The following is a 21,059-nucleotide window of genomic DNA, read 5'->3' as shown; positions in this document are numbered from 1 at the left end:
TACAACGTTGATAGGCAGGATGTGGAAGTGGTGTGAGCCATTAAGCTAACCTGTACTAATTACCCGTGAGGCTTAACCATACAACGCCAAACGCGTTTTATGACAGCGTAACAGACAGAAGTTAAGATACTAAAGTAGACATTTACTTGATATCAGAATTCCAGATTTATTAATTTGCTCAAAAGAGCGAATTAAAACCAAATTTGCTTGGTGACAATAGCGTTTTGGACCCACCTGACCCCATGCCGAACTCAGTAGTGAAACGAAACAGCGCCGATGATAGTGTAGCAGCTGCTATGTGAAAGTAGGTCATCGCCAGGCTCCAAATAAGAGAAAGCCCGATTCGAAAGAGTCGGGCTTTTGCGTCTGGAGCTGTCAGCTTTCAGCTTTCAGACGTCAGCTGAACTGTGGGGTTGTTTAGTGCAGAGACTCCCTCAGCATTCACCCTATTCATTCTCCAGGTAGGTTGGGTAGAGCGCAGCGAAACCCAACAAGTTAGCGAGTTGCAAGTTAGCAAGGGTAAAGTTGAACTGCGGGGTTGTTTAGTACAAAGTCACCCTCAGCAACCCCCCCGTAGGAGGCACTTCAGTGCCGAATCTAGACCAGAACAAACACATTCATGGCTGAAGCCATTCCTACAAGCACACTTTGCCTAGAGCCTAAAGCCTAGAAGCTCCAGCAGAGGAAGACGCAGCACCAAACATCCACACCGCGCGGCTGAACGCTGACGGCTGAAAGCTGCTAGCTCTGTGATGTGTTGGCTTTCGCTCCGCTCTACCCAACCTACGCCAGACCTTTCAACTTTCCCCTAACTAACTTTACTCTTTCTAACTCGCTAACTAGCGACTAAAAAAGCCCATACTCTTCGGTTTCTTCTGCTTCGTGGCGCATGAGGTGCTCTGGGCGGAAGATGGCACTTGGGTCTAATAATAAGCTGTGTTTATGCTTCATTTTGATTAGTCCGCGCATCATGTTTTTAGTTTGCGGATCAACATCAAAACCAACCGAGGTAAGTTGGTCTAACGGTTTGATGTCTTCTTTTTTTACGTTGATGTTGTCTTCTACTTTGTCGACTAGAAGGCCTATATGAGGTGTTACACCGTCTTTTGTGGTGAAGATGATGATTGGCTTGTAATCAAGAATGATCTGCTCACGTGCCGATTCAAACAATCTAATAAGCTGGTTGAATGTTTGGCGCTTTTTCTCTGCAAATAGGCTAATCACCTTGTCGTGAGGTTGGCTTTTTTGCAATTCTAATAACTCACCGGCCATAGCATGTAATTCACGGTGTGGCTTATCAAACTTGGCTAAGATACTTTGTAAGTCTTCGTTATCGGTTTCAAAGTTGTTATACCAACGACCGAATGCACATTTGTCTGGATCTGTGGCTTTTGTAAAAGGTGCACCTGTTACTAGGCTATTTTCTAAGGCATCTAGCCAATCTAAATGGTCTTTTTCTCTTTCGACTAAAAGGTCAGATAATTCGGTATTGGTCTCTTTGGTTGAGTGATTGTTTAATACAATTCCTAAATCAAAGATAGGCGTTGGGGTTTCCATATAATCTTTAACCCCAATGAAGCTTTTATTTTCATTTGGCAACGACGTTAAATTTCCTTCGTAACGCTCAGTTAGAAGAATATCGAGAATTTTTAGTGAAATGGTCTTTTGGCCAACTCGAAAATTAATCAGATCCATATTTTCCTCAAAGCCTTGTTAAGTCTCTATAGCATAGAACATTATTGTAATTTAGTCGTAGTTTAACCTAATTACTTTTAAAATATGAGCGGTAGATTTTTTTGTTATTTCCCGCAGTGTGAGTGTTAAATAGATCAGCGAAATCTGATGTGTCAGTAAAGAGACGATTTAGCTCAGTCAGCAGACATTGATTGTTTAGAGGCGTTGGGCATTTTTGGGCAGCGCTAACGAGTGCAACAGCATTCAAATAACCTTCAAATATAATTCTATTCGCACTAGTGTGATAAGGCTCTATATCTTCAATAAATTGCTTACACCAAGGGTTTTTACAGTTATTTGGGTCAGGTACCACTTCAGTGACCATAATGTTGGCAGGCTGTTTAACTCGCTGATATAAATCATGGCTCGAAACGAAAGACACCGAAGTATAGTCTGGGTTGAAGTTTTGTTTGTTCGCTGCATTAATAAATTCAGCGAGAGGCTCGTAGGTGCCGACTAAACAAATCGCGGTTGCATTACTTTCTTTTAGAAGCGCTAAAGCTTTTGAAATATCATCACTATTACGCTTAAATCGCGTGACTTCTACAGGTTTAATACCATGTATTTTTAGGGCGTTAACGAGATTGCTCTCTACCATATAACCAAACTCATCGGCTTGGATCATTAAGCCAATTTTTTCATGCTTACGCTCTTTAACTAGGTAGTTAATTTGCTCTATGGCTTCATCTTGGTAGCTCGCACGAAGATTAAATACATTCGGCATTGAGCTGTTATGTAAAAAGTCAGCGCCTGTAAATGGCATGAGAAATGGAATACGGTGTCTATCTAGCAGGGGCTTAATTGCATGAGCTGTTGGCGTGCCCATAGAGCCAAAAATCGCATGGATCTTTTGGTCAAATAGAAACTCGCGGGTATTCACTACGGTATTTTTTGGCTCATAGCCATCATCAGCTAAGATCAGATCGATACTTTGGCCATTAATACCGTTTTCTTTGTTGATTTTGTTAAAGTAAATATTACTACCAAGCGCTAGCTGTTCACCTATTTGCTTAGCAGGTCCAGTCAGTGCCGTCGACATCCCGAGTTTAATGGTAGGTTGTTCGTGTTCAGCTAAAGCTAACTGAGATAGTAGCAAGGCATAAAAACATAAACACTTAATGGCTGTTATTTTGAAGTGATTTATAGTGAGCATACCAACCTTGCACTGCGGTTTTGAACTGTGAGTCTAAGTCTTTTTTACCTGTAAAACCGGCTTCTTCGATCAAGCTATTTACAGAGGTTTGCTGTAATACTAGTCGAATAAGGATGAATTTTGTATGTTCATCTAATAAATTTAGACTAATTGGTGTGCTCCAAATCATTTTCCATAGCAATGGCTGTACTTGGAAGAGGTTAATGTCACCGGTTAACAGTCGCTCAGCTCTTGTATTTAAGGCAGAAGATAAGGAACTTTTTGGTAAGCCTTTGAATAGCTCTGCAATAAGCTGCCAAGGAAGTGAGCTAAAGTGACCAAGGAGTTGCAAAGAGAAATCTTGTTTAAATTCCTCTATTAAGAGTGCTGCGCTATCTGTGCTTTGCTTACCTAATGCTTTAATCACTAAAGCAGCATGTTCAGCCGTTGCTTTGTCATGACTAAATCCAAGCTTAACAATATTAAAGCCATTACTTTGCCAAAACTTAACTAACGCTGCATTTGCGCCAAAACTGGCACCAAAATAACTGCAATTATTTAATTGGCTTTCGCAGTAGTTTAACAGGGCTGAGCCAATACCTTGTTGATGACGTTCAGGTGCAACAGCTATTCTCACAACTCTCGCTGAGCGTTTACACAAGTCTTCTGTATTTCGGCTCAATTGAGTCAGAGATTGCGCCATTAAATGACCATGAGGCCTACGCTTTCCTTTTATTACTTGCTCTGCGATTTCTGGTGCTAAGCCACCCTCAATAGCGATTAAGCAAACGGCTTTTAATGCATTTTCTTGTTTGCAGATCGATAGCTGTAACTCTGGGGCATCAAGCAATTGGCGTAAGTCGTTTACCGTGGTTTGGTAATGAGCCAGCGCCAGTAGCGCCATAATTTGGCTAAGCAGCTGCTCATCTTCAACGAGTTGATCTTTGCTTATATTTTCAAATTGGTAAGACTTACCACTTTGCGTATCTAGGTACTTTGCATCGAGTAGTAATAGTTCGCGTAGGCTATTTTCGAGGGGGTCATGTTTAGCAAAACGAATAGGTTCATCCAGAGTAACTGCCTTTAGCGATTTATATTGGCTACGTAAGTAATGTAAAAAGCGCAACGTGTAACCACGCCCATTCCCTTCATAACCAACCATAGTGCTCGCAAATACGATTCGTGGATAACTTTTTAGTATCTCTAATAGCATAGGAACCGGAATCGCCGCAGCTTCGTCGACAAATAACAGATCGCAGTCAGGTTTTTCGTGTAGCAGTGTATCTGGCGCAATATAGCTAAGGTTAGCTAGTTGCTTACAGTTTTGCTCTTTGCTAACACCAAGCTCAGTGGCTAAATGCTTAAAGCTTGTTTGTACGGCTTTGGTTTGGGTGGCACAAATAAGGATTCTTTTATCTTGAAGACTTGCTGCTGCAAGCCCTAAAGCAGCTGACTTACCACGACCTCGGTCGGCACTGATCACAAAAGGACGATTAGCGCGCCCTGTTGCGGTTTTAATTATTTGCTCAACACATGCTTGTTGTTGCTGATAATTTATCTCAGCAGTTGCTGGTGATACTGATTGGTAAGCAGGGAGCGAGTGTTCAGTAAAATAATGTGGTTGCAACTCTAGCTTGGCGAATAAACGCTGATTAAAAAAGCTGTGTTTAATTTCTTCGCCATAAGAGGTAATACTAGTGAGTGCAGGGTCTTGCCACTTGCGGTCATCGGGCAGCAACAGTATCAGTACACCACCTGCTTTTACGGTACCTGCAAGCGCGGCTAGTTTATCGGCATATAAGCCGCTAAAACCATCAAAAATTGCGTGTTGAAACTCTTGGCCAAGAATTTGGTGAGCATGTTTTGGAAACTCACTATTTGCTAATAATGAGTTGCTACTGAAAACATAGGTATTTTTAAGCGCTAATTGGTTTGCAAACTGATAGCACCAAGTTTCGCAGCCTTGCACAATGACAAGCTGGCGATGCTTTGCGATCACCAGCTCATTACACAGTGCTGTTAAATACTCATTATAAGGCTTGAAGTCTTGCATACTGTGTTACAAGCCATTTGCTGCCTAGGTCATCAAAGTTCACTTGAATACGTGACTGTGCGCCGCTACCTTCGTAATTGAGTACGGTTCCTGCGCCGAACTTGGCGTGTAATACGCGTTGTCCTAAGTTAAAGCCGCTTTCTTCAAATGCGGCATGTGTTACTGAGGGACTAAAACGACCTGCCGCGGGTGGTCTTGAAACCTGTGTTTTAATACGAATTTCTTCGATACAGTCTTCAGGCATTTCACGTAAAAAGCGTGATGGGCTGTGGTATTTTTCTTGGCCGTATAAACGGCGGCTTTCTGCATGGCTAATATATAGTTTTTCCATCGCGCGAGTCATACCAACATAACAGAGGCGGCGTTCTTCTTCTAAACGGCCAGACTCTTCATTACTTTGTTGTGATGGGAACATGCCCTCTTCAACACCAACCATAAATACCAGTGGGAATTCTAGGCCTTTTGCTGAGTGTAATGTCATCATTTGCACTGCGTCTTCGTGCTCATCAGCTTGGCCTTCGCCAGATTCTAGTGAGGTATAAGCCAAAAATCCCTGTAGTGGTGAGCTGAACTCTTCATCTTCAGGGAGTTCGTATTGACCACAAGCACTAATAAGCTCTTCTAAGTTTTCTACGCGGGCACGGCCTTTTTCACCTTTTTCAGCTTGATACATTGCCATTAACCCTGAGGTTTGAATGGCATATTTCGCTTGCTCTTCTAAGGTGAGATCGCTGATTTTATCTTCGATATGCTCAACAAGTTCTAAGAATTTAGTGACGGCACTTGCTGCACGGCCAGATAGATGCTGCTGCTCTACAATAGCCTTTGCGGCATACCAAAGTGGCAATGATTCATTGCGAGCGCAATCACGGATATGGCTTAGCGTTTTATCACCAATGCCGCGGGCTGGGGTGTTAATAACGCGCTCGAAAGCAGCATCATCTTGACGGTTACCCACTAAACGTAAATACGACAGTGCATCTTTGATCTCTTGGCGTTCGAAGAAGCGCATACCGCCGTAAATACGGTATTTTAAGCCTTCTTGTAGCATTGCTTCCTCGAGTACTCGAGATTGCGCATTGTTACGGTATAAAATGGCGGCGTCCTGTAATGCATTACCTGCATTTAGCCAGCTACGTAATTTGCTGCTAACAAAGCGCGCTTCGTCTAATTCATTAAACGCAGCGTAAACAGAAATAGGCTCACCATCATTGCCGTCAGTCCACAGGCTTTTGCCCATGCGTTCAGCATTGTTTTTGATCAGCGCATTTGATGCTTTTAAGATTGTTGCCGTTGAACGGTAATTTTGTTCAAGGCGAATGGTTTCGGCTTCGAAGTCAGTTAAAAAGCGTTTGATATTCTCAATTTTTGCGCCACGCCAGCCATAGATACTTTGGTCATCATCACCTACGATCATAATACTGTTGGTGTTACCTGCGAGTAATTTTAACCAAGCGTACTGAATAGTGTTGGTATCCTGGAACTCGTCTACCAGCATGTGGGCAAAACGCTGTTGATAGTGACGTAAAAGTGTTGGGTGGTTCTTAAGTACTTCGTAGCAGCGTAGTAGTATTTCTGCAAAGTCGACTAAACCTGCACGGTCACAAGCCTCCTGATATGCAGCATAGACTTTTAGCATCATTTGCTCATTAATATCGTAGGCTTGAATGTCTTTAGGACGTAGACCTTCATCTTTTTTCGCGCTGATATACCAACCAAATTGTTTTGCTGGCCACTTTTTATCATCGATGTTCATCGCTTTGAGTAAGCGTTTGATCATACGTTGTTGATCGTCAGAATCTAAGATTTGAAAGCTTTCAGGCAAGTTCGCTTCACGGTGATGGGCGCGTAAAATACGATGAGATAAGCCGTGGAAGGTACCAATCCACATACCACCAACCGGTGCTTTTAACGTTTCTTCTACACGGGTACGCATTTCTTTCGCGGCTTTGTTAGTGAAGGTTACCGCAAAGATGCTGTATGCAGAAGCTTGCTCAACTTGCATGAGCCATGCGATGCGATGAACAAGTACTCGAGTTTTACCAGAACCTGCACCTGCAAGTACCAGCATATTTTGCAATGGGGCTGCGACTGCATCCCGTTGTTTGTCATTTAAGCCATCGAGTAATTCAGAAACGTCCATCGTTACGCCTTTTCAATCTATAATGGGTGGAGTATAACAGGTGTTTATGCAAGGCTAAATAAAATACTGTTTTTATAAACAGCTATTTTGGCAAGTCATTAAAATTACGATATAAAAATTGTGAATTTGACCGATTTTTAGCAAAAAGAACTAAAATTAAAATCACGCCACTTTTTAACACTTTGATTTGTAAGTCATAATAAGTTGGCATAAAGTGTGATTATAAAAAGTATAATCATTAAAAACTACAGAGGTTAGTATGGCAGAGCAAGGTTCTGGCGGTAATGTAATCGCAGCAATATGTAATATCTTTTTTCCTGGTTTAGGACAATTGGTACAAGGTCGTTTAATGGCGGCTATTGCATTCTTTTTAGCATGGGTTATTAGTGGTGCACTAATTTATGTTGCAGTTGGCTTTATTTTACTGCCAATCGTATACCTATGGGCGATTATTGATGCTGCACGCTTCAAGTCGCGACTCTAGCTATTTAATTAGCACAAACTCGAGCGCCACTTAGGCGCTCGAGCTGTTTTAAGGCGACTAAACTCGCCACGTTTAGCTGCAAACGGTATAATTAGCAGATAACGTATTAAGAGTACCCTCCATGGAATATCAATTTATCCGCGACCCTATTAGCGGTTTACGCATTAAAATTTCCTCTGAACACGCCATTATAGGCCGTTGGCTAAACGAAGAAGTCGGAAAAGAAAAAATTGCGATGGTGCAAGCGTTGATCTCTGCTGTTAAGAACAGTCATGAGTCTTTAACCTTACAAGGTCAAGAAATTGATTTGATCTTAAGTAAAGACGAAGCGCTGTTCGAAGCACATGCATTACATCAAGACAACGAAGATTTAGTTGCTTATCAAGATGATGATTTAATGCTTGAAGAAGAGGGCTTGTGCAGCGGTTGTGGTTTTGAAGACTTTGTCGATTTAATTGAATCTTGGCAAGAATTTACACAAAGCCGATAAGCAGAAGCATATCCTGCTTATCGGTTGCTAATTTATTGCTCACTCACTGATTTAACAGCGGCTAGTAATAAATCTTCTGTTAAGCGTACTTTGTAATTTGGGTTGGCGTATTGAAAATGAACTAACCCATTAGTATCTATTACGAATACTGCGGGTACTGGCAGTGCTACTTTTGGCTCACCTTCTAACGAGACAAAGTTAACCCCAAGCTTATTACGGTAAATTTTTGCTGTTTTGTCATCTAAATAAAATGCTAAACCTAACGTTTGCGCCAAAGTAAGGCTGTCGTCAGAAAGCAATTGATAGCTAGGAGCTGTAATTTTTGTTTCAGCGAGTTTTTCAGGGCTATCTGGTGAAACGGCAATTAGTTGCGCGTCTAAGCTTGCTAATTCTTTCTCTATTTTTTGCACGCTGGCCAATTGTTTTGAACAATATGGGCACCAGCCACCACGATAAACAATCAGCACGGTAGTTTTTTCTTTAAAGCGCTCAGCTAGCGAGACGGTTTTACCGTATTGGTCTTTCAATTCAACATTTGGCACCGTTAAGCCAGGTAATAACGGACTAACTTGCTCTGCTGATTCGGCAATATTGGTTGCAGTTGCAGCGATAACGTGGCTTGATAGTACAAACAGTGCACTAATGAATAGAGATTTAAACATGGGCTTCCTCGGTTATTCTTATCAACTGCAAAGATGACCTGATTGTTGCGGGATTTATTTCATCTTTACCTACATCAAACTCAAATTTAACTGTAGTATATAGGCAAATAAAAAATGCAAGTTGGGATAAAGAATGTCTGCTAATTTACAAAAACTCGTTGTTATGCTCGAGATGCAAAATGCGATGAATACCAAAGTTCATGAGCAATGGTTTAGCCAAGGTTTTGAATGGTATCGTGCAATTTGGGTTGAGTGTGCTGAAATGCTGGATCACTACGGTTGGAAGTGGTGGAAGAAACAAACCCCAGACACAGAACAAGTTATTTTAGAGTTAGTTGATATTTTCCATTTTGGTTTATCTTTACGCATTGATGGTGAAACCAGCTATGAGCAGTTAGCTGCGCAACTTGAAGCTGAGTTAAGTGCGCCAGTTCAAGCAGATGACTTTAAACAAACACTCGAATTATTAGCCGCGTCAGCAGTCGCTGAAAAGAGTTTTAATGCAGCTGCGTTTGCAGGTTGTATGGCGCAAATTGGTATGGATATCGATGATTTATATCGTGGCTACGTTGGTAAAAACACCTTGAACTTCTTTCGCCAAGATCATGGCTACAAAGACGGTAGCTATATCAAGGTGTGGAATGGTCAAGAAGATAACGAGCACTTAGTTGAAGTGGTTAAAAGCCTAGATACAGAGCATGCAGATTTTGCAAAGCTTGTATACCAAGGCTTAGAGCAGCGTTACCCGAAGTAATCATTCAACGGGTATAAGCTCGCGAAAATCGATGGTTGATAAAAAGCCATCGAACTGCTTATGCGGTTGCTGACTATCAGGGTTGGCAACCGCAAGTATATGACCAATACCAAACTCTTTTGCCGCATCTAGCACGGCAGGGCTGTCATCCACAAATAAAGTCCGTTCCTTATCAAACTGCCATTCTTGATGTACTTGTTGCCATAATGGTTGATGCTCTTTACTCACGCCATATTGATGAGTTGAGATCACACCATCTAAATAATTATCGATAGCAGTATGTTCAAACTTTAACATGGCACAATCTGGGTGTGCGTTAGTAAGCATGATCAATTGCTTGCCTGCTTTTCTAAGCTCAGTTAAAAACGGCGGAACATCTTCACGAATTCTGATTAAATGTTGAATGTCGCGTTTCAGCGCCATAATTGGTAAATCAAGTTGTTGTTGCCAATAATCTAAGCAGTACCAATTAATTTGTCCGTGAACTTGTTGATAACGATGTAAAATGTCAGCTTTTGCTTCGTCTAAGCTGATTTTATGTTTACGCGCATATTGCTCGGGAATAACGGTTAGCCAAAAGTAATTATCGTAATGCAAATCGAGTAGGGTGCCATCCATATCTAACAACACAGTATCGATTTTTGACCAATTTAACATAGGCAATTCACTTTAAAAGATTTATGATGAGCATAACTGCCATGATAGCAAATTAATGCCAATGACACAGAAAAAGCATCCTACACCACCGCAAATTTTGTCTAATGAAGTTGTCGCTAAAAGTCGACTATTTACTGTTGAATCTCTCGAATTGAAGTTCTCAAATGATGAGCAAAGGCAATACGAAAGAATTCGTGGCGGTGGCAGAGGGGCAGTTATGATTGTGCCAGTAACGGCCGATAACGAACTGTTATTAGTGCGAGAATATTGTGCAGGCACCAATGATTATCAGTTGGGTTTTCCAAAGGGCCTGATTGACCCAGGCGAAACACCACAGCAAGCCGCAGACCGTGAGCTTAAAGAAGAAGTTGGTTTTGGTGCTAAGCATTTCGCTGAACTTAAAAAAGTCAGCATGGCGCCGAGTTACTTTAATGCCACTATGCATATTTTATATGCTGAAGATCTCTACCCTGAAACCTTACCTGGTGATGAGCCTGAACCGCTTGTCGTTGTAAAATGGCCAATAAGTGATTGGCAATCATTATTGCAACAAGAAGACTTTACTGAAGCACGAAGTGTCGCAGCTTTGCTATTATTAACAAAGTACTTAGAGTCGGGAGCGGGCAATGAATGATTTTTTAGAACCGTGTATTCGGTTAGCTGAGCAAGCAGGCGATGCCATTATGGCCATTTATCAGCAGGATGATATTGGTGCTGAGCAAAAGTCAGATCATACTCCGGTCACCAAGGCTGACTTAGCATCGAACGATGTATTAATGGCTGGTTTGAAAGCCATAGCCCCTGATATTCCAATTATGTCTGAAGAAACACCCATTCCGGCGCTGGCAGACAGAAAAGATTGGCACCGTTATTGGCTGCTTGATCCTATGGATGGTACAGGGGAGTTTATTCTAGAAAGCGGTGATTTTGCAGTTAATATCGCTTTAGTTGAAAATAATCGCCCAGTACTGGGTGTTATCCATTGGCCAGCGAAACAAGTGACTTATTTTGCTAGTTATCAAAATGGCGCATTTAAACGTGAAAATGGCCAAGATCAGCAAATTTCGGTAGCAACACCCGATAACTTAACCTTAGCTGTAAGCCGCAGACAAAAAATTGAAGCGGTCAGTCAGTATTTAAATACTCAGTTTGCGACGGTGGCATTAGGCTCATGTTCATTAAAGGCTTGTATCATCGCAGAGGGTAAAGCTGATTGTTTTTTACGTATCGGGCCAACGGGTGAGTGGGATACTGGGGCGTCACAAGTGATTGTAGAAGAAGCTGGTGGCTGTATTACTGATGCCGAATTCAACCCGTTAACTTACAATCAACGAGAAAGCACAGAAAACCCTGACTTTATTGTGATGGGTCACCCTGATTGGGAGTGGCAAAAAATGATTAGTCCTCATCAGCGAGCTTTTTAGCTTTGTTTTGTGTGGTTTTTGTTCGTTTGAGTTAAATTTGTCACTATAACCCTTGATTTCTAATCTTATTGCTATATGATAGCGCTCTCTCTGAAACAGGGCAGCAATAACATGCTTATGTTACTCAGAGATTACAGGCGCGGGATGGAGCAGAATGATAAATCATTCGTCGGACTCGCTAATACCTGAAGTCGAAGGTCGTCGGTTTAAATCCGGCTTCTGGGACTCTAAACATACAGGCGCGGGATGGAGCAGCCTGGTAGCTCGTCGGGCTCATAACCCGAAGGTCGTCGGTTCAAATCCGGCTCCCGCAACCAATCTTTATAAAGATTGGTGTAATGTTGGAACTATAAAGGTCGTCGTCACGGCGTGAGGCATTCACTCTTCACCTTCACAGCTCCCGCAACCAATTCTTTGAATTGGCTGACTTCTTAAATTAAGTGAGAAGTAAAATAAACTTAATATTCAGGCGCGGGATGGAGCAGCCTGGTAGCTCGTCGGGCTCATAACCCGAAGGTCGTCGGTTCAAATCCGGCTCCCGCAACCAACTTCTTAAATTAAGTGAGAAGTAAAATAAACTTAATAATTTCAGGCGCGGGATGGAGCAGCCTGGTAGCTCGTCGGGCTCATAACCCGAAGGTCGTCGGTTCAAATCCGGCTCCCGCAACCAACTGAAATTAAAGATTAAAATTAAATGAGTTTGACAAGCAGGCACGCGAAAGCGTGTTTTTTTATGCCTGAAAAAGCTGGAAGCTTTAAGCTATAAGTTTTAAGTAGAATGAGAGTGTTGTTTAGTGCAGTGTTTTCACTCGGGTTCACCCAGTTCATTCTTTGGGTAGGTTGGTTTGAGCGTAGCGAAACCCAACATAAACAGAGCTATCAGCTTTCAGCCGTCAGACGTCAGTTGATCAGAGCAATAGGCTTGACTTAGAACGTTTAAACTTTACCATCGCTAACTCGCTAACTCGCTAACTCGCTAACTCGCTAACTCGCTAACTCGCTAACTCGCTAACTCGCTAACTCGCTAACTCGCTAACTCGCTAACTCGCTAACTCACTAACTCGCTAACTCGCTAACTCGCTAACTCGCTAACTCGCTAACTCGCTAACTCGCTAACTCGCTAACTCGCTAACTCGCTAACTCGCTAACTCACTAACTCGCACCTAAATCCAACTCCTTGATATCTATCCTAGTTATTCATCCCTAAATTGGGAAATGATTATGAATGTTAGCTGAACTGAACTACGCTTGATTAATAACTAATAATAAATGTGTAGATTTAGGGATGATCCGTTTTTTAATAGCGCTGTTAGCACTTCTGTTCTTACCTTCAGCTTTGTGTGCATTTCAAAACTACGATATTGATGATGGTCTATCGCAAAGTGTTGTGTTTGATATTGTACAAGACCAGCAAGGTTTTATCTGGATTTCAACACAGGCAGGTTTAAACCGTTTTGATGGTAATGAGTTTACTGTATTCACTGCCTCTGATGAGACGAATAGTCTAGCGAATAACTATATTTACCCATTGGCAATAGACAACGAGTCAACGCTGTTTATAGGCACTCGAAATAGTGGTGTAAACCAACTCGCATTACATAATTATCAATTTTCTGAGCCGCTTTTAAAAGAGCGCCGAATAACCAGCTTATTAGTAGCGCAGCAGCAAGTTTATATTGGCACTTACGACGGCAGCCTGTTTCGTTACGATAAGCGAGCAGAGCAGCTTGAAACGTTAATAACAGGGTTAAAAAAACCTATTTATGCGCTATCAAAAATCGCTGACATCCTTTGGATAGGAACGCATGGAGCTGGGTTACTTCATTATGATCTTATTAATAATCAACAAATCAATTCGGTTTTTTCTGGCTTTGCTGAGCCTGTAGATATTCATGCTAGTATCTTTGCTATCAAACAGTCTGCTGATGGCAGTATTTGGTTGGCAAGCCAGGGCGGCGGCTTATATAAAATTGCGTTAAGCACCCAAACAATGACGCAGTGGTTGACTTCTAATGATGATAATTCTGGGCTTAGTAGTAATGAAATTCGTGATATTGAGTTTGATAGCCAAGGCCGAGTTTGGCTAGCAACGCGAGGCGGCGGAATTAATGTTTACGACCCTATTGATGCAAGCTTCACCGTTTTAGCGCATGACCCGTTTGATAAATATAGTCTTGCTCATGACCGGGTATATAGTATCTACCGAGACAGTAGCGACATTATGTGGTTTGGTACTGCACATGGGATCAGTAAGCTCGACCCAGCATCATTGCAATTTAGTAAGTTAAAAAAGCCAACGCCACTTTCAAGTAATGATGCGTGGGCGTTATTTGAAGACTCAAAGCAACGTATTTGGTATGGCAGCTGGGGTGGCGGTATCGATATTCTTGATCAGCAATTAAATCGTTTAGAACGCATAACCACGGAAAGTTCACCGTATTCAATCAGTAGCAATGCAATTAAAGCCATCGCCGAAGATCGTAATGGCGATATATGGATTGGTAGCTGGCAGCAAGGGATTGATGTTTTGCATACCGATGGCAGCATCAGTCACTTTCGAGCAGATGAAGGCGAGCATGGCTTAACTGAAAACAGTATATATGCCCTTTTAGTCGATGAGAAAAATAATGTTTGGGTCGGCACTAATGGAGGGGGGTTGTTTTGCTTTGATAGGCAGCGCGGCAAATTTATTAGTTTTGCACAGCCTGTAGCGAATACACAACTTGTAATTCCAACGGCGCGGGTGACGAGTTTACACAAAACCTCGCAAGCAGAACTGTGGATAGGCACTGATGGTGATGGGGCTTATCACTACAACGCAGCAACCGATACCCTCACTAATTATCGAAAAGGCGACTTGGCTTTATCTGATAATACAGTGCGAGCGTTTTTAAAAATTGATCAGCAAATGTGGCTCGCAACATCGAACGGCTTAAATATTATTGATATGAGCAACCAGCAAGTTCATCAGCTTAATGTCGCTCAAGGCCTTCCTAATCAAGTCGTTTATGCGTTGCTAAAAGACAATGAAGATAGGGTCTGGCTAAGTACCAACAATGGCCTCGCTAAAATAGACCCTGTAACCATGAGCATAAAAAATTATAAAGCTCGACATGGCTTACAAGGTAATGAATTTAATGCCGGTGCTTATTTAAAAACCCGTGATGGCCGCTTGATGTTTGGTGGCACTCAAGGGGTTAGTGTCATTAATCCTGCTGATCTTGAAGTTAATACTATTGGCGGGCAATTAGCACTCACTAGTTTGCAGTTTGATGATGAGGATGTGGTAAATCAGGGAGTCAGCCGTTTAGGCAGTTTATACCAAATAGAAAAAAGCCGTTCAGTGACTATTCCTGCGGGAATTAAACGGGTTCATTTTCAGGTTAGTTACCTACACTACTCTGAGCCACAGACTAACCAGTACTCCTATCAGTTAGCAGGCTTTGAACAGCAATGGCGAAAAGCTACAGGGTCGTTTTTATCTGTTGACTACACTAATCTTCCTGCTGGTAAATATCAGTTGAAAGTTAATGCTAGTAGTGAAAGTGGGGCGAATGCGCTCACCCCATTACTATTAAACATAACGGTTCTTGCGCCTTGGTGGCAAACAAGTGAGTTTTATTTGCTAGCAGCCATGCTGATTTTGGCGATGGTGTGGTTATTCACAGTGCTTTGGACTCGCCGTATACGCAAACAAAAATATTATCTAGAGCAAATTGTTAGCGAACGCACTGACGAAATCGCAGAGCAAAAAATGCTAATCGAACAGCAAGCTGATGCTCTGAGTGACTCACTCGAAAATAAAGTGCGTTTTTTCACACATGCATCCCATGAATTACGTACTCCTTTGAGTTTGTTAATTGCGCCGTTGCAAAAGCTCATAGCAGATGAGCGAAATACTGAAAAGCATGAGCAACTGAATTTGGTATTGCGTAATAGTAGGCGTTTAGAAAACTTGGTCGATAAGCTACTAACCTTGACACGCTATGATGAGCGCCATGAAGAGATTATTAAAGTTGTATCATTATCGGCAATAGCCAGAGAGGTCGCGGGGCAGTTTGCTGTGTTAGGTGAAAAGCCTATCGACTTTCAGGTTGATATTGAAGAGGCTGTCTTTATTGAAAGCACCCGAGAAGGGGTGATCACGATTCTTACTAATCTATTAAGCAATGCTTTTAAATATACTCAGCAAGGCCAAGTCAGCTTAATCGTAAGCGCATCAGGTGAGCTTGCCTACATAGAAGTAACAGACACAGGTAAAGGCATCGCAGACGCTGAAAAAGACAAGGTGTTTGATACTTTCTACAGAGTAAGTAGTCATGCAAATGTTGAAGGCAGTGGCGTAGGTTTAGCTATCGTTAAACGTCTGGTCGATAAATACAAAGGCAATATTGTGTTGGCAAGTCGTTTAGGAGAAGGAACCAACTTTAAACTCGCATTTAAAACAGCACAATTTGCAGAGCAAGTTCCTGTTGATAGTACAAGCCTAAAATCAAAAGTGAGTCATGACAAAGCGAGTGTATTAATTATTGAAGATAATGACGAGCTACGTCATTACCTAAAAACAGAGTTACAGCACCGCTATCAAGTATTATTAGCTGAAGATGGTCAGATCGGTTTGCAAATAGCGCTGAGCCAAGTACCAGATTTAATTATTACTGATTTAATGATGCCAAAAGTCGATGGCTTTACTGTTTTAGATTCATTACATAATTCGCCCGTTACTTGTCATATTCCGGTGATTATTTTGACCGCCAAGGGAGACTATGAAACCCGAGTAAGTAGTTTGCAACAGCATGCGCTAGATGTGATCACTAAACCATTTGATAGAGAAGAGCTCTTTTTAAAGGTTGAGAATTGGATACATTGGGTCAATTTATATTCTCAACAGCAAACTATGGATGCACCTGATCATATTGAGACAAAGCAACCGGTTGTGGTTGATCCTCGTGACAAACAGCTGCTTGAAAAGCTTGAGTTGTATGTTGCTGAGCATTACCAGCAACAAGGTTTCTCTATGGTGAATTGTGCGAAAGAATTAGCGCTTAGTGAGCGTCAATTACAACGTAAGTTAAAAGTTCTATTAAACATTACTCCTAGTGAATATTTGCGTAATTATCGACTGAGTAAAGCAGCTGAATTACTAAGACAAGGGCGACAAATAAGCTTAGTAATAGATGATGTGGGCTTTTCGTCACGCTCGTATTTTTCTAAATTTTTTAAAGCAAAATATGGCATGACAGCGAAAGAGTACCAATGTCATTACATATAACATGCTGTTTATATAGGAAATGTCGCATTTGAGTACATTTTTGTCGGCATTCAGCATACTTATTTCTTATAACTAATCTACCCTTGAACCTTAACGTAAAATGAACCGCTTTGATGGGATCTCGGGTGTTCATATTTGACGGGCAAACATGACTGAATTCAGATTATGGTTAAGGACGACACTGAGATCCCGCCTTTATTCATGTTCAAAATAGGTTTTGCTTCCCTTGAGTTATGGCAACTGTGCATGCAGTTGCCTCTTTTTAAGGGAATACAACACACAATGTAAGGATTAGCATGATGAGCCCCCCTAATTTTCATTCCATAAAGTATCTAAAGCAATTATTACTAGCGACAAGTTTGGTCGCTTTAACCGCTTGTGGTGGAGGCGGTGGAGGTGGTGATGACGATGATGATACCCCTCCTGTCGTTACAAACAAAAATCCCACGGTATCTATTAGTAGTGATAGCAGCGTAACAGAAGGTGGCGATTTAGTCCTACAAGCGACGGCAACAGACAGTGATGGCACAATTGCAAGTTACGCATGGCAGCAAACATCAGGTCCAGATCTAACGCTTACCGGCAGCGATACAAGTACACTTACGATCACCGCGCCTGAGATCGAAGATGATGCAGATGTCGTTGTTTCACTGACAGTCACCGATGATGATGGTGCAACCGCCACAGCAACAGTAACTATTGAGCTTAAACGTAAAGTACTCAGCGTAACGATCACCGGTATTGTAACCGATGAGCCGATTATCAACTCAAGTATTGTGGTGCAGATTGGTGATGAACAATTTGAGATTACCGCTGATGCACAAGGCCGCTATAGCGTAAACATTGAGGTTGATGACTCAGATGCTGATGAACTGGTTAAGCTGGTGGCGTTGGGTAATAACTCCATTGATCCGGGCGTTGAATTTGTATCCCAACTGAAGTCTATCGCAACGCTTGTTTCACAAGCAGGAGCCGATGGCACATTAAGCAAAGATGAAAACTTTGGCGTAAACATTACTAATGTCAGTACTGCAGAGTTTGCACTTTTAAGCCGCGACGGTACAAACATCGATTCTGAACAAGCATTAGATGAAGCTTTACTCGCTGTTGATGCTGACGAAAAACTGCTACTTGCAGCGTTAATTAAGATCATTGTAGATAATGATGACTATGAACTACCAGAGGGTGTCGATTCGACCCTTGATTTAATATCTAGCGCTGAACAAATTGATGATTTTATAAATACAGTTGAAAGCCAAGATCCAGGATTAATCGACTCTACAAAAGAAGAGATTAAAGATGATGATGAACTCGTTGATCAAACAATCAATAATCTGACCGGCAACTATTTATTAATGCAGCCACAATATTATCGAACTTCAGTTGGGCAGTTTGAGTTTAATAATGATGGTACCGGGTATGTCAGTTTACTGGATGTTGATACTGACTTTAGTTGGTCGCAACAAGAGCAAGACATCACAATTACTTTGGCTGAGCCAGCATTAATGAGTTGCTTTGTGGTTACTGATGGAAACGATGAACAGCTAGATGTTTGTGAGTACTTAGTTGAGTTAGACCTAACTATTCTTCTTGAAAACGATGCAAACAGAACGGTTGAGTTTTTCCGTAAAAGCGAAACACGCATAACCAGTTCAGATGTTGTATATAGAACTACAGAATCGAACTATAACGCCACCCTTATTGAACAACAGCAAACACTTGCTGTGACAGCTGATGAACTTATTGGTAATTGGGTTATTGATAACCTAAGCGAGTTTGGTGGATATAGTAGTGCAGTAAGTGTTGAGTTGCTTTCTGGTGGAACAGGAACGCTCATTGATAACGATAACGCGCCTGTTAGTGTGACTTGGCAAGTTGATGGGAATCGACTGCTTATAAGCAATAGTGCAGAAACTATTAGTTATGACATCGCTATTTGGCTCGTTAAAAATGTACAAGTGGGCTATCAATTTGCGGCATCACTCGAAGCTAAAGCGGACGATAGCTCACGTACGGTAACTGGTTTAATGGTGAGAGATAATCAGCTTTCATTTACTAAGCCAGACCTATTGGGTAAATGGACTGTTTACCAAGGCTATAACTCACCTCAAACAGACCTCCACTATGATGTGTATGATGATGGTTTAATGAACTTTAACTTGAATCAAAACTTCCGTTCTTGGCAAGTAAACAGTGAGGGAGTGTTCTTAAGATATAACTATTTTACGAGCAATGGTGTTCAGCCAATTTGTCCTGAAGGGGAAGTTTGCCAAGTATACAGTGAGTTCTCACAGCGATTATTAGCCACTAACAATGGTCAAAACTTTACCTATCGTAAATATCGCTTTTTTAACTATGATGGTTCGGAGCGTGTCGAAGATTATTCATCTCATCTACGTAACTTCTCTGTGTCAGATGAGTATGGGGTAACCAAATTCGCACCCTATTGGTTAGAAGAAAACGCAAGTTTTGATAATAATGGCTACCCAATTACAACTAACTACATTGAACTTTATTCACCAAGAGAGCTAGGTGTAGAAACCATTAAAATAGCGACTATTTATGATGAGATGACGGCTGAGTATAGCCATCAAATCACCTTCACTTACCTTGGAGTGGTCAATCAATACGACTACAGTTTAGCGTCAGGGAAATTACTATTTGATAGCATGAAGGCTGAAGTGAGTGACTTTGATCGAAACTTCTTAACTATTTGCGTGTATGAGCAAGCAGGTAGTTGTACTGAAGATGCTAAACAAGCGTGGTACTTTGATAAGGCAATGGCTGAAGAGCAAGTTGTTGTAGAGCGTCCAGCAACGGATCATCCATTAGATGGGGCTTGGCAGCTTGCTGATGAGCCTGATGTCGCGGTAATTATTCGTGATGGAAAATGGTTACAAATTCAAGGAATGGACGACCCTGATGATGATACCGCATTCCCTGGTTTTGAAATTGGTGACTTTACTTGGGATGAAACAACAGGCGCTTTTGATGTCACTATTACGGAAGATACCAATGGTAGTTTCGGTATAGATGATGCTGGCAGTATTGTTGCCAGTGTTGATGGAGATACGCTGACATTCGATATCGAAGGTGAGGGTATTATTACGCTAAGTAGAATCTACAGTGAATCAAACCCGCTAATAGGGGGTTATACATATGGCTCTTACGATGGAGATTTCTTCATTGCTGTATTTAAAGAGGATGGCACTTTCTTAGAGCTTGCTCATGATACTGAGTTTGATGAGTTAGGTATATCAGGTGGTTACTACACCTATGATGCAGAAACTCAAAAGGTAGTGGTTGATTTCTATGTAAAAACCTATGGTGACCCAATTGAATTTGCTGACCCTTACTTTGTTGTGAAGCCACAAGGTAACTTTATACAGTTCAAAGACGGCGATGATTTTGGCCTCTTCGAACGCGTTACACGAGTTATTGATCAAGCAGCTTTCACTGAAGCAGATCTTATTGGCTCACATGTATTTACCTTTATGGCTGATGATGGCAGTGGTTTAGAAACCTCTAATGTCGTTATAAGTAATGATGGTACTGCAACATTTGAGTTAGATGGTGAAGTACGCTCAGCAGAGTGGGCATTAGATCTTGGGTCGTTGATGATGTATAGCGAACCAACAGCTACGCAAAATTATGGCTATGGTGTGACTATGACACCCGTAATAACCATTGAAGGTGGTTTTAGTGTAGCAACGCTAGGTTTCGAAGTACCTGAAACCTACGATGATAATGATGATCCCGAGTTACACACTTTTGTATCGGGCAGTTTAATTAAGCAGTAATTTTCTGAGCCCAGTAGCAGCAATGCTACTGGGCTTTTTTGAGGAGTTAGTTTATGAAAGCGTTATATTTCTCAGTATTACTTCTTACCCTTAGTGGGTGCCAAACGATGGATGCAATGCAAGAAGACATTAGTGATTTAAGTAATAGCTTGTTTTCAAGTGAAGATATGAGCGAAGAATCACAAGATGCATTCTTAAAAGCACAAGAGGCATTTTATGAAGCCGACAATGTTCGTAAGAAACATGCGCAATTAAATGCTCAAGAACGAAGCTTATGGGTTGAGTTAGAAGATGATTACAACATCTTATTAGCTGCGCCAAGTAAAGCCACTGAGAAGGAATCTTACTTTTCAGACTCCACACTTGCAGACAGCGTTATGATGCAGAGTTTAAAATTTATTGAGCTGGTCGAAAAAGGCGAGTAATCGAAACTTCGCTTAAAAGATTGAAAAGT

General features: G+C 41.6%; 14 protein-coding genes, 3 tRNA genes and 2 rRNA genes. 13 read left to right on the top strand and 6 right to left on the bottom strand.

All coding sequences use genetic code 11. From position 1 onward, the window contains the following. Positions 1-80 (top strand): 23S ribosomal RNA (locus tag ABMY41_RS16105); the annotation flags it as partial. A 126-nt stretch (positions 81-206) separates the two neighbouring features. Then, a 5S ribosomal RNA gene (rrf, locus tag ABMY41_RS16100) occupies positions 207-321 on the top strand. A 525-nt stretch (positions 322-846) separates the two neighbouring features. On the opposite strand, the gene ABMY41_RS16095 is transcribed toward rrf, so the two are convergent. From ABMY41_RS16095 to uvrD, 4 genes are all read right to left on the bottom strand, one after another. After that, positions 847-1,695: a CZB domain-containing protein gene (locus ABMY41_RS16095; protein ID WP_105180702.1), complete on the bottom strand. Its 849-nt coding sequence runs from the start codon at positions 1,693-1,695 to the stop codon at positions 847-849. A 67-nt stretch (positions 1,696-1,762) separates the two neighbouring features. Beyond that, complete coding sequence (locus ABMY41_RS16090) at positions 1,763-2,887, bottom strand: ABC transporter substrate-binding protein (protein WP_349275418.1); 1,125 nt, start codon at positions 2,885-2,887, stop codon at positions 1,763-1,765. Beyond that, complete coding sequence (locus ABMY41_RS16085; RefSeq protein WP_349275416.1) at positions 2,850-4,919, bottom strand: GNAT family N-acetyltransferase; 2,070 nt, start codon at positions 4,917-4,919, stop codon at positions 2,850-2,852. The genes ABMY41_RS16090 and ABMY41_RS16085 overlap by 38 nt, the downstream gene beginning before the upstream one ends. Further along, positions 4,897-7,062, bottom strand: a complete 2,166-nt coding sequence (gene uvrD, locus ABMY41_RS16080) for a DNA helicase II (RefSeq protein WP_175083599.1) — start codon at positions 7,060-7,062, stop codon at positions 4,897-4,899. The genes ABMY41_RS16085 and uvrD overlap by 23 nt, the downstream gene beginning before the upstream one ends. Positions 7,063-7,321: 259 nt before the next feature. Between uvrD and ABMY41_RS16075 the strand changes: the two genes are divergently transcribed. Next, entirely contained in the window at positions 7,322-7,546 is a 225-nt protein-coding gene (locus ABMY41_RS16075) for a hypothetical protein (RefSeq protein ID WP_054554878.1), read from the top strand. Positions 7,547-7,667: 121 nt separating this feature from the next. After that, positions 7,668-8,036, top strand: coding sequence for a YacL family protein (locus ABMY41_RS16070; RefSeq protein ID WP_175083598.1), 369 nt, complete (start codon positions 7,668-7,670; stop codon positions 8,034-8,036). Between the two features lie 32 nt (positions 8,037-8,068). On the opposite strand, the gene ABMY41_RS16065 is transcribed toward ABMY41_RS16070, so the two are convergent. Further along, entirely contained in the window at positions 8,069-8,698 is a 630-nt protein-coding gene (locus tag ABMY41_RS16065) for a peroxiredoxin-like family protein (RefSeq protein WP_055021757.1), read from the bottom strand. A gap of 133 nt (positions 8,699-8,831) precedes the next feature. Here ABMY41_RS16065 and ABMY41_RS16060 point away from each other — a divergent pair, with 133 nt between their 5' ends. After that, entirely contained in the window at positions 8,832-9,452 is a 621-nt protein-coding gene (locus ABMY41_RS16060; RefSeq protein ID WP_055199370.1) for a dUTP diphosphatase, read from the top strand. Here the strand turns inward: ABMY41_RS16060 and yrfG are convergent, their stop codons facing one another. Beyond that, entirely contained in the window at positions 9,453-10,109 is a 657-nt protein-coding gene (yrfG, locus tag ABMY41_RS16055) for a GMP/IMP nucleotidase (RefSeq protein WP_054563941.1), read from the bottom strand. It abuts the gene before it with no gap. Positions 10,110-10,170: 61 nt separating this feature from the next. On the opposite strand from yrfG, the gene nudE reads away from it, so the two are divergent. The 8 genes from nudE (at position 10,171) to ABMY41_RS16015 (ending at position 21,030) form a co-directional block, all read left to right on the top strand. After that, complete coding sequence (gene nudE / locus ABMY41_RS16050; RefSeq protein WP_171040476.1) at positions 10,171-10,743, top strand: ADP compounds hydrolase NudE; 573 nt, start codon at positions 10,171-10,173, stop codon at positions 10,741-10,743. Next, complete coding sequence (gene cysQ, locus ABMY41_RS16045; protein WP_055021754.1) at positions 10,736-11,533, top strand: 3'(2'),5'-bisphosphate nucleotidase CysQ; 798 nt, start codon at positions 10,736-10,738, stop codon at positions 11,531-11,533. Before nudE ends, cysQ begins: the two co-directional genes overlap by 8 nt. Before the next feature lie 240 nt (positions 11,534-11,773). Continuing rightward, positions 11,774-11,850, top strand: a tRNA-Met gene (locus ABMY41_RS16040). Between the two features lie 153 nt (positions 11,851-12,003). Continuing rightward, positions 12,004-12,080: transfer RNA gene (locus tag ABMY41_RS16035), tRNA-Met, on the top strand. Positions 12,081-12,126: 46 nt separating this feature from the next. Next, a tRNA-Met gene (locus tag ABMY41_RS16030) sits at positions 12,127-12,203 on the top strand. A 615-nt stretch (positions 12,204-12,818) separates the two neighbouring features. Beyond that, positions 12,819-16,805, top strand: coding sequence for a two-component regulator propeller domain-containing protein (locus ABMY41_RS16025; protein ID WP_349275414.1), 3,987 nt, complete (start codon positions 12,819-12,821; stop codon positions 16,803-16,805). A 296-nt stretch (positions 16,806-17,101) separates the two neighbouring features. Further along, entirely contained in the window at positions 17,102-20,605 is a 3,504-nt protein-coding gene (locus tag ABMY41_RS16020) for a hypothetical protein (protein ID WP_289098477.1), read from the top strand. A gap of 53 nt (positions 20,606-20,658) precedes the next feature. After that, positions 20,659-21,030 carry a hypothetical protein gene (locus ABMY41_RS16015; RefSeq protein ID WP_062564682.1) on the top strand — a complete coding sequence of 124 codons (372 nt, stop codon included), beginning with the start codon at positions 20,659-20,661 and terminating at the stop codon, positions 21,028-21,030. Positions 21,031-21,059: the final 29 nt, after the last annotated feature.

The organism is Pseudoalteromonas sp. BZA4, assembly GCF_040104395.1.
Classification (GTDB): domain Bacteria; phylum Pseudomonadota; class Gammaproteobacteria; order Enterobacterales; family Alteromonadaceae; genus Pseudoalteromonas.
The sequence above is the reverse complement of the archived record's forward strand: the minus strand, read 5'-3'. Positions and strand labels throughout refer to the sequence as shown.